This window comes from Pseudomonas pharyngis (assembly GCF_021602345.1).
Taxonomy (GTDB): Bacteria; Pseudomonadota; Gammaproteobacteria; order Pseudomonadales; family Pseudomonadaceae; genus Aquipseudomonas; species Aquipseudomonas pharyngis.
The window spans coordinates 1-13614 of the sequence record NZ_BQID01000012.1 but is presented as its reverse complement, the minus strand read 5'-3'; the positions used below and the strand labels follow the sequence as shown (position 1 = coordinate 13614).

At 63.1% G+C, this 13614-nt stretch carries 15 protein-coding genes and 2 pseudogenes; 12 read left to right on the top strand and 5 right to left on the bottom strand.

What is annotated here, in order from left to right; all coding sequences use genetic code 11:
• Positions 1-189: 189 nt before the first annotated feature.
• Both L6D74_RS22455 and L6D74_RS22450 read left to right on the top strand, forming a co-directional pair.
• On the top strand, positions 190-1182 hold the full coding sequence (locus L6D74_RS22455) for a response regulator (protein ID WP_236190415.1): 993 nt from the start codon (positions 190-192) through the stop codon (positions 1180-1182).
• Positions 1179-1583: a response regulator transcription factor gene (locus tag L6D74_RS22450; RefSeq protein WP_236190414.1), complete on the top strand. Its 405-nt coding sequence runs from the start codon at positions 1179-1181 to the stop codon at positions 1581-1583. Before L6D74_RS22455 ends, L6D74_RS22450 begins: the two co-directional genes overlap by 4 nt.
• A gap of 94 nt (positions 1584-1677) precedes the next feature.
• Here L6D74_RS22450 and L6D74_RS22445 read toward each other — a convergent pair whose 3' ends face one another.
• Together L6D74_RS22445 and L6D74_RS22440 are read right to left on the bottom strand one after the other, a co-directional pair.
• The gene (locus L6D74_RS22445; protein ID WP_085611800.1) at positions 1678-2103 is read right to left on the bottom strand and encodes a cupin domain-containing protein; all 426 of its coding nucleotides are present in this window, start codon (positions 2101-2103) and stop codon (positions 1678-1680) included.
• Between the two features lie 123 nt (positions 2104-2226).
• On the bottom strand, positions 2227-3129 hold the full coding sequence (locus tag L6D74_RS22440) for a transcriptional regulator GcvA (protein WP_236190413.1): 903 nt from the start codon (positions 3127-3129) through the stop codon (positions 2227-2229).
• A 108-nt stretch (positions 3130-3237) separates the two neighbouring features.
• Between L6D74_RS22440 and gstA the strand changes: the two genes are divergently transcribed.
• Positions 3238-3852 carry a glutathione transferase GstA gene (gene gstA / locus L6D74_RS22435; protein ID WP_236190412.1) on the top strand — a complete coding sequence of 205 codons (615 nt, stop codon included), beginning with the start codon at positions 3238-3240 and terminating at the stop codon, positions 3850-3852.
• A 155-nt stretch (positions 3853-4007) separates the two neighbouring features.
• On the opposite strand, the pseudogene L6D74_RS30040 reads toward gstA, so the two are convergent.
• Positions 4008-4199, bottom strand: a pseudogene (locus L6D74_RS30040) (hypothetical protein); the annotation flags it as partial.
• A 158-nt stretch (positions 4200-4357) separates the two neighbouring features.
• Here L6D74_RS30040 and L6D74_RS22425 point away from each other — a divergent pair.
• Positions 4358-4954, top strand: coding sequence for a paraquat-inducible protein A (locus L6D74_RS22425; RefSeq protein WP_011333863.1), 597 nt, complete (start codon positions 4358-4360; stop codon positions 4952-4954).
• Positions 4951-5622, top strand: a complete 672-nt coding sequence (locus L6D74_RS22420) for a paraquat-inducible protein A (RefSeq protein ID WP_102718322.1) — start codon at positions 4951-4953, stop codon at positions 5620-5622. Before L6D74_RS22425 ends, L6D74_RS22420 begins: the two co-directional genes overlap by 4 nt.
• A gap of 1 nt (position 5623) precedes the next feature.
• On the opposite strand, the gene L6D74_RS22415 is transcribed toward L6D74_RS22420, so the two are convergent.
• On the bottom strand, positions 5624-6373 hold the full coding sequence (locus L6D74_RS22415) for an SDR family NAD(P)-dependent oxidoreductase (protein WP_085611803.1): 750 nt from the start codon (positions 6371-6373) through the stop codon (positions 5624-5626).
• A 164-nt stretch (positions 6374-6537) separates the two neighbouring features.
• On the opposite strand from L6D74_RS22415, the gene L6D74_RS22410 reads away from it, so the two are divergent.
• A complete protein-coding gene (locus tag L6D74_RS22410) occupies positions 6538-7434 on the top strand; it encodes a LysR family transcriptional regulator (protein WP_236190410.1) in 897 nt (298 codons plus the stop codon).
• Positions 7435-7550: 116 nt separating this feature from the next.
• A complete protein-coding gene (locus L6D74_RS22405) occupies positions 7551-8543 on the top strand; it encodes a zinc-binding dehydrogenase (RefSeq protein ID WP_236190409.1) in 993 nt (330 codons plus the stop codon).
• A gap of 6 nt (positions 8544-8549) precedes the next feature.
• Here L6D74_RS22405 and L6D74_RS22400 read toward each other — a convergent pair whose 3' ends face one another.
• Complete coding sequence (locus tag L6D74_RS22400) at positions 8550-9476, bottom strand: LysR family transcriptional regulator (RefSeq protein ID WP_236190408.1); 927 nt, start codon at positions 9474-9476, stop codon at positions 8550-8552.
• A gap of 101 nt (positions 9477-9577) precedes the next feature.
• Between L6D74_RS22400 and L6D74_RS22395 the strand changes: the two are divergent.
• The 5 genes and pseudogenes from L6D74_RS22395 to L6D74_RS22375 form a co-directional block, all read left to right on the top strand.
• Positions 9578-10417, top strand: a pseudogene (locus L6D74_RS22395) (type 1 glutamine amidotransferase domain-containing protein).
• A 109-nt stretch (positions 10418-10526) separates the two neighbouring features.
• A complete protein-coding gene (locus tag L6D74_RS22390) occupies positions 10527-11378 on the top strand; it encodes a putative selenate ABC transporter substrate-binding protein (RefSeq protein ID WP_236190407.1) in 852 nt (283 codons plus the stop codon).
• Positions 11375-12172, top strand: coding sequence for a phosphonate ABC transporter ATP-binding protein (locus L6D74_RS22385; RefSeq protein ID WP_236190406.1), 798 nt, complete (start codon positions 11375-11377; stop codon positions 12170-12172). The genes L6D74_RS22390 and L6D74_RS22385 overlap by 4 nt, the downstream gene beginning before the upstream one ends.
• The gene (locus L6D74_RS22380; protein ID WP_085747402.1) at positions 12166-12993 is read left to right on the top strand and encodes a PhnE/PtxC family ABC transporter permease; all 828 of its coding nucleotides are present in this window, start codon (positions 12166-12168) and stop codon (positions 12991-12993) included. The genes L6D74_RS22385 and L6D74_RS22380 overlap by 7 nt, the downstream gene beginning before the upstream one ends.
• On the top strand, positions 12990-13614 hold a 625-nt coding region (locus L6D74_RS22375; protein ID WP_236190405.1), incomplete at its 3' end, for an ABC transporter permease subunit. The genes L6D74_RS22380 and L6D74_RS22375, both read left to right, overlap by 4 nt.

The window sequence follows — 13614 nt, the reverse complement described above, 5'->3', positions numbered from 1 at the left end:
GTGGTGATGCCCATGTCCGCATCCGGCACCATCATGGCCGTCGAGCGCCTGTCCCGACCGGTTGCAGAGATTGAAAAACCACCGGCCTTATCCCTCGGGATAATTGCATTGTGCGAGGTCGTCGCCTAGCGTGTCGTCCTGATGAACCGGCGCCCTGTGCCACTCACTCGACACCACGCAGAGAACCGTATGATCCGACTCGGCCAAGCGACTATTTCCCTGGAGCGGCGTGAAGCCTTTCTTGACGGGCGGCCGCTGCGCGTGGGAGGACGGGCGTTCGAACTGCTGTCGGTGCTGATGCAGGCCGATGGCCGGATCGTCAGCAAAGATGAATTGCTCACCCAGGTCTGGCCCGATACCGTCGTCGAGGAAAACAATCTTCAAGTGCAGATCTCATCGCTGCGCAAGTTATTTGGAGAGAATGAGATCATCCAGACGGTCCCGCGCCGAGGTTACCGATTATTGAAAGACAGTGCCCCTTCCCTGCCCCCGTTCCACCCGGTCGCTGCGAGCGTCCCTGCAACAGAGGTTCAGCCTGCGATCGATCCGGACAGCGTGCCGGTGTTCATCGTGGACGACGAGGCTTCCGTGCGCACGTCACTCAGCCGTCTGCTGCGGGCCGAAGGCGTGCCCCACCGGATCTTCAATTCAGCTGAAGAGCTGCTTGGCGCTGACCTCGAGGCCGGGCCCGCCTGTCTGTTGCTCGACGTCAGCCTGCCGGAGGCGACCGGTCTGCAGCTGCAGTCGACGCTCGGCGAGCGAGGACATCCATGGCCGGTCATTTTCATGACCGGTTACGGCACCATCCCGATGTCGGTACAAGCGATGAAAGCGGGCGCCGTCGAGTTTCTGACCAAGCCGTTCGACGACGACCGGTTGCTGGCCATCCTGCAAGCGACCCGCCAACGTGCAGCGGTTGATTTCCAGCAATGGCAGCGGGTCCAGAGCGTGCGCCAGCGAGCCGCCCTGCTGACGCCACGGGAACGTGAAGTGTTGCCGTTGATCGTCGCGGGTCTGTCCAACAAGCACATCGCCAACAGGCTGGGCACCAGTGAAGTGACGGCCAAGGTTCATCGCAAACACATCATGGTGAAAATGCAGACGCGCTCGCTCGTCGGGCTCGTCGAGCTGTATGGCCTGATCAGCGCGCCGCCACCGTCCGGCGTGCAGAACCCTTCATGAGTCAGGACACCGACACGCCCGCGCTCGCTGTCAGCGCGGTTATCGTCTGCATCGTCGACGACGATGCGTCCGTACGTAAAAGCCTCGCCAACCTGCTGCGCTCCGCCGGTTACCACGCGCGGTTATACAGCGGTGGCGAGGATTTCCTGGCGCTGGAACATTTCGAGGACATTGCGTGCCTGTTGCTGGACCTGAAAATGCACGGTTTGTCAGGGATCGAGATGATGCAGGCGCTGGCGTCCCGAGACAGGAAATTCCCGGTCATTTGCATGTCCGCCCATTGGGACGACGCCGCCCTGGCCGAGACCCGTCGCTACAACGCCTTCGCCTGCCTGGGCAAGCCGTTCTCCGGTGATGTGCTGCTCAGGGCCGTGGAGTCGGCACTCGAAAACGACAGTTGAAACTGACGTTCGCCGCGACCCACGACTTTGGCTGCACGCCAGACGCAAGAAGGCCTGCCACATCGGCAGGCCTTTTTTTTGTCGGCGCTGTTCGTTATTGCTTGAGAATCAGCAGCGGCTCGCCCTTCTTGACGATGTAGGTCGCCAGTTCCGAGCCCTTCTCGTTGCCAACGTTCCTGGCGATATGCGCCACGCCCGCCGGGATGAACAGCGAATCACCCGCCTTGAGCGTCACCGGTGCCTGGCCTTCCAGTCGGTATTCGAACGTGCCGCTGATCACGTAAGCCACTTCCACACCCGGATGCGCGTGGTTGGGCGACGTGACGCCCGGTTCGAAATCGACGCGAGCCTGGATCACCTCGCGATCCGCCGCACCCAGGTCCTGTCGGACCAGATCGGTACGGCTCAGGCCTTGTTGCCAGTTCTTCGCCGGGGCGGCAGATGGGGTGTCAGCCGCGTGGGCGAGGCCGGTCAGCGAAACCAGTACGGCGGCAGCGGTCATCAGAAGTGTGCGGCGCATGGTGTTGTCCTCTTGGAAGTAGTGATGTGTTGGCCACTACTTTGGGCGAGGCCTGTATGCAGGATGTGTCCTGATGACGGGGTTTGTTACCCGTTTGTGTACGGCGGCGCGATGGATACACGCTTATACAAAGGGTTTGGCCAGCACCTGCGATAGCCAGCCTCTGAACGCCACGATCTTTTTCGATTCGGCCTGATCGTGGGGCGTGACGAGGTAGAAGCCGGAAGCGGATTTCAAGCGCAGATCAAACGGCGCCACCAGCCTGCCCGCGCGCAGATCGTCATCGACATAGGTCGAGCGACCGATGCACACGCCCTGCCCGTCAATCGCCGCCTGCACCGCCATCATCGCCAGGTCGAAGGTCAATCGCGGGCCTTTGGCCGTCAGCGGTGGCTGGCCTGCCGCATGCAACCAGTCGTTCCAGTCATTGGCGGTCACGCCGCTGACTTGCAGCAAAGGGTGATGGGCCAGGTCCGCCGGTGTATTCAACGGCTTGTCGCCGGTCAGCAAGCGCGGGCTGCATACCGGGAAGATCTCGTCGGCCATCAACCAGTCGGCCCGCAGCCCCGGCCAGTTCCCGTCGCCGTAGCGGATAGCCGCATCGATGCCACCCTTGCGAAAGTCCACCCACTCGGTGGAAGCACTGATCCGCACATCAATCTGCGGATGCGCCTCGCGGAACGATGGCAGGCGCGGCAACAGCCATTTGGACGCCACCGACACCAGGGTGCTGATCGTCAGGACGCTGTTGTTGCTGGATTCCAGTAGCTTTTCAGTCGAGTAGCGCAATTCAAGAAACGCCGAGCGGATGCCGGGCAAGTAAGCATTGCCCTCATCGGTCAATGCCAAACCGTCTTTCAAACGCATGAACAGACGCACGCCGAGTTCATCCTCGAGGCGACGGATCTGATGGCTGATCGCGGTTTGCGTGACGTTCAGTTCTTCGGCGGCGCGGGTGAAGCTCATGTGCCGGGCGGCACATTCGAAGGCTCGCAATCCATTGAGCGATGGCAGTCGGGGGAGCATATGACCTCTTCAGCCCATGAGAATTTGTCATACGCTAGCACTGGATTTGTCCTTTGCGAAGCGCCGCGGCGATGGCGGATTCTGAGCTTCCATCTGTAAGGAGCTCCCATGAAACTGTACTTCGCCCCCATGACCTGTTCACTGGCGCCGCACATCGTATTGCGCGAACTGAACCTGCCGTTCGAACTGATCCGGGTCAACAACCAGACCAAGCAAACCGCCGACGGCCGGGACTTTTGCCAGATCAATCCGAAGGGTTACGTGGCCGCGCTGATGCTCGACAACGGTGAAGTGCTGACCGAAGGGCCGGCCATTCTGCAATACCTCGCCGACCTCGTGCCCGGCCATGCGCTGGCCCCGGCCAATGGCAGCTGGGAACGCTCGCGCCTGCAGGAATACCTGAACTTCATCAGCTCGGAAATTCATGGGGGCAGCGCGCCGTTGTTCAGCAGCGAAATCCCGGAAACCACCAAAACGATCTTCAAACACAAGCTGTTCAAGCGTCTGGATTACCTGAACCGCCTCCTCGCCACCCAGCCGTTTCTGATGCAGGCCTTCGGCGTAGCAGATGCCTATCTGCTCACCGTGCTGAAGTGGTTGCCGACATTCAGTATTGCCATCGAAGACTGGCCAGCGCTGGCGAGTTACATATCGCGCATCGCCGAGCGGCCCAGTGTGCGGGCGGCCATCGCGGCAGAAGAAGCCACGCAACCGGTGCTCTGACGCGACCGATTGCGCTGAATGCCCTCAAAGGGGCCGGCGCGCAGTCAGGCGCCCGACTCCGGATCGCTTGCCGGCAGGCCCCGCGCTTCTCGGTCCTCATCATCCTTGGCGGTGCTCTGCGGGTCGGCGTCGGCGCTTCCCGAGCCGTTGCTGTCCTGCGGATGCTCAGAACCCACCGAATTGTTGGCCGCCACATCGCTCATGTCTTCTTCCAGTGGCGCTTCATCGTCCGGCGGCAAGGGGACTGGCGACTCATCCTTGCGGGGATCATGGCCGGTTTCGTTGTCGGTGGTGCGCGTCACGGCCTGTTGTGACAGGTTGCCGGGTGCATTTTCATCAATGTCCATGGGGTTCTCCGTTCTGGTGCGCAATGTTCGTACCTGAAGGTGTGAAACGAGTGAGTGGTGGTTAGTGCCCGGCATTGGACGAATGGCGCCCCGGTTGCCGAATGCCCCAGCGCTTCTATAGTGAAGGGGGTTCATGCCCTTCTCCCGTCGAGCGCCCCATGGCCAGCACCGATCAACTGATCATCTGCGAGCATTGCGACTGCGTGTACGAAAAAGTCGTGCTGGCCAAACACCAGAAGACCCTCTGCGTGCGTTGCGGCGCCGTGCTCCAGCGCTACAACAACCTGAGCGTGGAGCAACGGCTGGCCCTGAGCTTCACCGCGGCGATGCTGTGGCTGTTCGCCAATTTCTACCCGGTGATGAGCATCAGCATGAAGGGCCTGAAAAACAGCGCGACCCTGTGGGATTCAGTGTTGGCCCTGAGTCAGGGGCCGATTACCTTCATGGCGATGGTCGCGGCGATCTCGATCATCATCGCCCCGGCCTTTCAGCTGGTGCTGTTGATCTGGGTCTTGAGCTTCGCCCTCGCCTCGCGCCGTTCACCGGGGTTCAAGCTGTGCATGCGCTGGCTGGAAACGCTGCGCCCGTGGAGCATGCTCGAAGTCTGCCTGCTCGGCGCGATGGTCGCGGTATTCAAACTGGCGGGCATGCTCGACGTCATTCCCGGCATCGGCCTGTTTGCCCTGGCCGTGCTCAGCCTGTTGCTGATCCGCATCGCCGGGCGCGACGTGCGTGAACTCTGGGACATCCTATGAAACGGCCACCGACTGCCAGCGAACTTAACCTGTGCCTGTGCCACAGCTGCGGACTGGCCTGCGACATGACCGGCGAACCGCACCAATGCCCGCGCTGCGACGCGCCGCTGCACCGGCGCAAGACCAACTCGCTGACCCGCACCTGGGCCTACATGTTCGCCGCGCTGGCGTTTTACGTGCCGGCCAATCTGCTGCCGGTGATGAACACCACCCTGCTCGGCAGCGGCGCCGACAGCACCATCATGAGCGGCGTGCTGGAGTTCTGGGAACACGGTGCGTGGGACATCGCCGTGATCATCTTCGTCGCCAGCATCGCCGTGCCGGGGGTGAAATTCGTGGCGCTGACCTTGCTGCTGGTCACCGTGCAACGGGACAGCCACTGGGCGCGCAAGGAGCGTTCGAAGCTGTACCGCTTCGTCGAGCTGATCGGCTATTGGTCGATGCTCGATGTGCTGGTGGTCGCGCTGGTGGCGGCGCTGGTGAAATTCCAGGCGCTGGGGGATATCGAGCCGCGCGTAGGGATTCTGTTCTTCGGCCTGGTGGTCGTGTTCACCATGCTCTCGGCCATGAGTTTCGACCCGCGCCTGATCTGGGACAACGCGCCGGACGAAGAAACGGAAAAACCCCGGCACTCGACTGAACAAGTGCCGGGGCATCAAGCGACTTAAATCAGATCTGCGCAGTACCGCCGTCAACGAACAACTCGATGCCGTTGACGAAGCTGCTGTCATCCGAGGCCAGGAACAGTGCAGCCTTGGCAATCTCGCTCGGCTCGCCCAGACGCCCGATCGGCACGATAGACGCCAGTTGATCGAACAGCCCCTGGGTGTGTTCCGCCGGCACCAGCCCTGCCAGACCTGGCGTGCGCACCGGGCCAGGGCTGATGGCGTTGACACGGATGCGCCGTGGTTTCAGGTCCAGCAACCATGAGCGGGCGAAGTTGCGCACCGCCGCTTTACTCGCGCTGTAGACGCTGAAGTTCTCCGTGCCCTGCACCGACGTGGTCGACGAGGTCAGCAGAATCGAGGCGCCATCGCGCAGCAGCGGCAAGGCCTTCTGCACGGTGAACAGCGTGCCCTTCACGTTGGCGTCGAAAATCCGGTCGAAGTGCTCTTCGGTGATCGCGCCCAGCGGCAGCATGTCCCCGCCGCCAGCGTTGGCGAACAGGATGTCGAGGTGCCCGGCCTTGGCGGAAATCTCGCTGTAGATGCGATCCAGATCCTCCAGCTTCGCCACATCGCCCTGGATGCCGATGGCCCGTGGGCCGATGGCGGCGACCGCTTTGTCCAGTTCGGCCTGACGACGGCCGGTGATGAATACGGTGGCGCCCTGGGCGACGAATTCCTGCGCCGAGGCCAGGCCGATGCCGGTGGTGCCGCCAGTGATCAGTGCGATTTTGCCTTCAAGTCTGTTGCTCATGATGAATCTCCAGTAACCGTTTCGAGGTAGGTGACGGGTCGTAGGTGAGCCGTTGAAAGCGACTTTAGGCCGATCGATTGAATTGAAAAATACGCAAAATCGGTTTTGTTTGTGCACAGACATGCACAATACTCAGCCGTGTCCAATCCACTGAGCCCGAATCAATGAACCAGTTAATGGCGATCCGCACCTTCGCCCGCGTCGTGGAAAGCGGTTCTTTCACCAAAGCCGCCGATTCGCTGAACCTGCCGAAAACCACGGTCAGCAAACTGATCGGCCAGCTGGAAAACCACCTCGGCGTGCGTCTGCTGCAACGCACCACCCGCCGCCTCACCGTCACCGCCGACGGCGCCTCTTATTACCAACTGACCCAACAACTGCTGCATCAACTGGACGACATCGACCAAGGCTTCAGCCAGGCCCAGGGGCTGCCGCGCGGCAGGATTCGCGTGGACATCGGCGGCTCGACCGCGACGATGCTGGTGATCCCCGAACTGCCGAAGTTCTTCGAACGCTATCCGGATATCCAGGTTGATCTGGGCGTCAGCGACCGCCCGGTGGACCTGATCAGTGAACGGGTCGACTGCGTGATTCGCGGCGGCCAGCTGACCGAACAAACCCTCGCGGTACGCCGCCTCGGCGAAGTGTCCTGGACCACCTGCGCCACGCCCGATTATCTGCAACGCCACGGCACCCCGAGCCACCCGCTCGACCTGGCCAGCCATCAGCTGATTGCCTACCGCTCGGCCTCCACCGGGCGCATCCTGCCATCGAACTTCCAGCGCAACGGCGAACGCCATCAGATCGAAGGCAAAGGCCTGATCAGCGTCAACGAGAGCAACGCGCACCTGGCGGCCGGGCTCGCCGGACTGGGCATCATCCACACCTTCAGCTACACGGTCAGGACCGCCATCGAGCGCGGCGAACTGCTGCCGATCCTTGAGGATTGGCGTCCGCCGGCGTATCCGTTTCATGTGCTGTATCCGCCGAACCGGCATTTGAGCAACCGGGTGCGGGTGTTCATTGATTGGCTGGTGGAGCGGTTTGCGCAGGTCGATTGACGTACTGCGGAAGCATTGCTGACTTTTACGCAAAACACCTTTGACCCAGGGCCGGTTCTTCTCATGCCCGTTGCCACCGATACTGGCGGCCATTGACTGTCATGGGAAAACGCACAATGCAAACCGACTACGCTGCCTGGGCCTGGACGTCTGGCCAAGGGCTGGATGGCCTGACACTGACCCGCAAACCCCTCGTGCAACCCGGCCCAGGCCAAGTGCTGGTGGCCAACCGCGCCATCGCCTTGAACCCGGTGGACTGGAAGATCATCGAATGGGGTCATCCCGCCTGGAGCACCGGCCGTGTGCCGGGTGTCGACGGCATGGGCGTGGTGGTCGCGGCCGGCGCCGGCGTGACACTGCAACCCGGCAGTCGCGTGGCGTATCACCAATCACTGGCGAACGATGGCAGCTTCGCCGAATACTGCCTGCTGGACGCCGCCACCGTGCTGTCGGTGCCCGCCGCGCTCGATGATGCCGCGGCGGCGTCACTGCCCTGCCCCGGACTGACCGCGTGGCAAGCCGTGGAAAAAGTCCCCGCGAATGGCGCGGCCGATGTGCTGGTGATCGGCGCCGGCGGCGCGGTCGGCCTGCTGCTGGTGCAACTGGCGGTACAACGCGGATGGCGGGTCTGGGCGACCGCGTCCGGCGCGCATCATGAAAAGCTCAAGGCCCTGGGCGCAGTCGGCGTATTCGATTACCGCGAACCGGACTGGCAAACCGCACTCGCAGCCAGCCTCGGCGAACGTCGTTTGCACGCCGTATTCGACACGGTCAGCGGCGCTCATGCGGCGAAAATGGCCGACCTGCTGGGCTACAACGGCCATCTGGTGTGCATTCAGGATCGTCAGGAAAGCGCGCCGCTGCCGGCGTTCACCAGCGCGATTTCGCTGCATGAAGTGGCATTGAACAGCTTCCACGTCCACGCCAGCCTGCACGATCGCCAGACCTTGCGCCGCAACGGCGAGCAGTTGCTGCAAGCGCTGCTCGACGGCAGCCTGATCGGCCCGGCGCTGCAGATGTTCAACTTCGATGAATTGCCCCAGGCCTTGCGCGCCCTGAAGGACGGCGCGGGTGGCGGGAAATGGGTGACGCGTCTGCCCGTCGTTTGAATCGCGTCAGTCGAGGCCTTCCCCAGTGCCTTGACTGACCTCCCGGGTCAAACAATCAATCAGCGCCCGCGCCGAAGCCGACAGCTGCCGGTGCGGCGGATAGATCACCGAGAACGGTCGGGAGCGCCCGCCCGACTGTTCAAGCAGGCGCACCAGTCGCCCGCTTTCGATCCGCTCGCGGACGATGAAGTCATAGGTCTGGCAGATGCCCAGCCCCTGCTCCGCCAGCGACACAATCCCCAGCACATCGTCGGACACCTGAATATTGGCGCTGGGCAGCCATTCGCGGTCTTCGCCCTGCTCACGGAACAGCCACGGCCCGACGCGCCCGGTGCTGGGCATCACGAACGGCAGGCACGCATGCCGCTGCAAATCGTCGACGCGCTGCGGTGTTCCGGCCCGTCGCAGATAATCCGGCGCGGCCACCACACATAAACCGGCGTCCTCCAGCTTGCGACCGATCATCCCGCTGTCCGGCAACGCGCCCAGCCGAATAGCCAAGTCGAAGCCTTCGGCCACCAGATCGACACTACGATTGCTGATGCTCAACTCAACGCGCACTTGCGGATGCTGCCGGGTGAAACGGGCGAGCATCGCCGGCAAACGATAGTGGCCGTAAGTGGTCGGCACGCTGAGGCGCACGCGGCCGCTGAGTTCGCCGTCCTGTCCCTGAATCGTGCGCTCGGCATCGTCGATCAGGCCGAATGCCGCCCGCGACTGCTCCAGATACAACACCCCGGCATCGGTCAGACTCAGGCGCCGCGTGGTGCGCCGCAGCAACTGCACACCCAGGCGCGCCTCCAGCCGCGAAATCGCCCGGCTGACCACCGACGGCGTGGTTGCGAGAAACACTGCACCGGCGCTCAGCGAACCCTTCTCCACCACCGTGACGAACACTTCGACGTCGGCCAGATAATCGAATCGGCGACTCATCTTGATCTCCAGAGAACAAATGCTTTGCTGTGGCGCGAGTTTATCGTCGCCATGAGCATCAATACAGTGAGCCGCACTTTCTTCCATGTTCAGGAATCGCCATGCGCTCAATGACACGTCTTGCTTTCGCCTTGTCTCTCTCCGTTGCCGCGTTGAACGCCCAGGCGGCCAATGTGCTGGTGGTGCTGTCGGACTCCGATCATCTCGATCTGAAGGACGGCAAGGTCTTCAGCACCGGTTTCTATCTCAACGAACTGATGCAACCGGTCAAGCTGCTGCTCGATGCCGGCCACACCGTGACCTTCGCCACCCCGACCGGCAAGGCGCCGACGCTGGATCGCTCCTCCGACGACAAGATGTATTTCAACAATGACGTCGCGGCCCTGCAGACCCACAAGGCGCTGCTGGAACAACTGAAGATCACCTCGCCCGGTGAATAGCCGGTCATCAGCCTGTCGCGGGTGGAGCAAGTCGGCTACGAGCATTTCGATGCCGTCTACATTCCGGGTGGCCACGCACCGATGCAGGATCTGCTGCACAGCCAGGCGCTGGGCAAACTGCTGAACAACTTCCATCGAACAGGCAAAACCACAGCGCTGGTGTGCCACGGCCCGATTGCACTGCTGTCGACCCTGACGGATCCGACTGCATTCACCCGCCGACTGGAAACCGGCAAAGCCACCACGACAAACAACTGGACGTATGCCGGCTACAAACTCACGGTCATCAGCAATCAGGAAGAAGAAATCGCCAAAGGCCTGTTGAACGGGGGTGCGATGAAGTTCTATCCGCAGACGGCACTGGAAAAGGCTGGCGGTGTTTTCAGCAGTAACACGGCGCCGTGGGCCAGCCACGTAGTGGTTGATCGCGAACTGGTCACCGGACAGAACCCGGCGTCGGCCCTGGCCGTGGGCAAGACCCTCGTTGACCGCTTGAAGTGATCTCGGCGCCCTCGCACTTTCACCGTTTCGTCTAACCTGACGTTGCACCCGACGATGATTGCCCATCGACGGGTGCATCGACCTTGATGCCCACGAAACGGAGAATTCCATGCTCAAGCGAACCCTGGCACTGACCGCTGGTCTGGCCCTGTCCCTGTCCGCCGTGCTGGCGCAAGCCGCGGAGGTGTTGAAGGTCAGCGCGATTCCCGATGAAGCCCCGACCGAGCTGCTACGCAAGTTCGAGCCGCTGGGCAAGTACCTGCAACAGCAATTGGGCATGGACGTGCAGTTCGTCCCCGTGGCGGATTACCCGGCGGTGGTCGAAGCGTTGGCGACGGACCGTCTCGACCTGGCGTGGCTCGGCGGTTTCACCTTCGTTCAGGCGCGGCTGAAAACCGGCAACGCCATTCCGCTGGTGCAGCGTGAGCAAGACGCCCAGTTCACCAGCAAATTCATCACCGCCGACCCGAACGTCAAAAGCCTCGCCGACCTCAAGGGCAAGACCTTCGCCTTCGGCTCCGTGTCGTCCACCTCCGGGAGCCTGATGCCGCGCTATTTCATGCTCAAGGACGGCATTAAACCGGAAAGCTATTTCAGCCGCGTCGGCTACTCCGGCGCCCACGACGCCACCGTCGCCTGGGTGCAGGCCGGCAAGGTCGACGCCGGTGTGCTGAACGCCAGCGTCTGGCAAAAACTGGTGGACGCCGGCAAGGTCGACACCACCAAGGTCAAGGTCTTCGCCACCACCCCGGCCTACTTCGATTACAACTGGACCGTGCGCGGCACCCTCGATCCGGCGCTGGCGGCGAAGATCAAAAAAGCCTTCCTCGATCTCGACCCGGCCAACCCCGAGCACAAGAAAATCCTCGACCTGCAAGCCGCCAGCCGCTTCATCGAAACCAACCCGGACAATTACAAAGGCATCGAGGAAGCCGCCCGCGCCGCCGACTTGCTGAAATGACGCTGCGCCTCAAACAGGCTTTTCTGCACCACACCAATGGCGTGGAGGCCTTGCGCGGCGTGGATTTACAGATCGAGACCGGCGAGCAGGTGGCGATCATCGGCCCGTCCGGCGCCGGCAAATCCAGCCTGCTGAACCTGCTGGCGACCGCCATTCGGCCCAGCAGCGGCGACATCGAAGTGCTGGGCGAGCGCGCCTGGCATTTGTCCGCGCGCCAACGGCAACGCCTGCGTGCGCGCATCGGCCTGGTGCATCAGGCGCCGCCGCTGCCGCCCCGGCAACGGGTGGTGACGGCGGTGCTGGCCGGCAAACTCGGCCAATGGAGCCTGGGCAAAAGCCTGATCAACCTGCTGCATCCGCTCGACGTGCCCGGCGCTCGCGCGGCCCTGGCAAAACTGGATCTGGCCGACAAACTCTTCAGCCAATGCCAGCAACTGTCCGGCGGGCAGTTGCAGCGGGTCGGCATTGCTCGCGTGCTGTATCAGGCGCCGGAGGTTTTGCTGGCCGACGAACCGGTCTCGGCGATGGACCCGGTGCTGGCCGGGCACACGCTGTCGATCCTGTCGCGCCATGCCCGCGAGCACAACGTCACGCTGGTGGCGAGCCTGCACGCGGTGGAACTGGCGCTGGCGCACTTCCCGCGCATCGTCGGTTTGCGCGAGGGCCGGATCCTGTTCGACTGTCCGTCCGCGCAAGTCAGCCGCGACATGCTCGACACCCTCTACGCCAACGAACAACTGCAATCCCCAGCGCCCGCCGTCACCCCGCTGATTGTGCAGATTCCGCGATGCTGAGCGCCGATACCCGCGACCCCGCCGCGCTGCCACGGTTGCTGCTGACCGGGCTGGCGATTGCCTTGCTCTGGCCTGGCATTCAGCTCAGTGAGCTGGATCTGGGCGTGCTGTTTCATGCCGACAGCCAGAGTGAAATGGGCCGCTTCGTCTCGATGTTCTGGCCGCCGGCCCATGATCGCGAGTTTCTGCAATTACTGCTCAAAGCCACCCTGCAAACCCTGGCCATCGCCACCGCCGGCATGGCCCTGGCGCTGCTGTTGGCGGTGCCGGCCAGCCTGCTCGCCAGCCGCGCCCTGTCGCTGACCGCCGCCTCCCGCAGCGGCCGCCCGAGCCTGTTGGGCCGACTGCTGCGCTGGCCGGTGCGCGGGCTGCTGATCTTCCTGCGCAGCGTGCCGGAAATCGTCTGGGCCCTGCTGTTCGTGCGCGCCGTCGGCCTCGGCCCGGCGGCGGGCGTGCTGGCCATCGCCATCACCTACAGCGGCATGCTCGGCAAGGTCTACGCCGAAATCTACGAATCCACCGACCAACGCCCGGCCCACGCCCTGCTCCAGGCCGGCAGCGGCCGCCTCGCCAGTTTCGCCTACGGCGTACTGCCCAACGTCGCAGCGGAACTGCTCTCCTACACCGTCTACCGCTGGGAATGCGCCATCCGCGCCTCGGTGGTCATGGGCTTCGTCGGCGCCGGCGGCCTCGGCCAACAGATCGACCTCTCGATCCGCATGTTCGCCGGCGGCGAAGTCGCCAGCATGCTCCTAACCTTCCTCCTCCTCGTCCTCGGCGCCGACCAACTCAGCCGCCTGCTGCGCTGGAGGCTGGCATGAAACGCCTGATCAATTCGGTGCTGATTCTCGCCATTGTCGCGGCCGTCATTGCCTCGTTCGCCTACTTGGGCCTCGATCTTGAAGAACTCGGCAGCGCTACCAGCCTGAAACAGATGGGCCTGTATGTGGCGCGTTTTCTCAGCCCGGACCTCAGCGCTGACTACCTGAGGGCCATCCTGCGCGGATCGATGGAAACCCTCGCCATGTCGGCCCTCGGCACCCTGCTCGCCGCTGTGCTGGGCCTGTTGTTGGCGCTCCCCGCCGCTGGCCGATTTGGCTGGTTTTTTCAGAGTGCCGCGCGCTTGCTGCTCAATGCCCTGCGCGCCATACCCGAATTGGTGTGGGCTGCGTTGATGGTGCTGGCGGCTGGGCTTGGGCCGAATGCCGGGACGCTTGCGCTGGCCCTGCACACCACGGGCGTGTTGGGGCGGTTGTTTGCTGAGGCACTGGAAAACACGCCGCCGGAGCCGGCGGATGCGATTCGGTTGCAGGGGGGGAATCCGGTTTTGGCGTTCTGCTACGGCACGCTGCCGAACCTGGCGCCGCAGTTGCTGGCGTACTGTTTGTATCGGTGGGAGAACAATATCCGGATGGCCAGCGTGCTGGGGTTTGTCGGGGCTG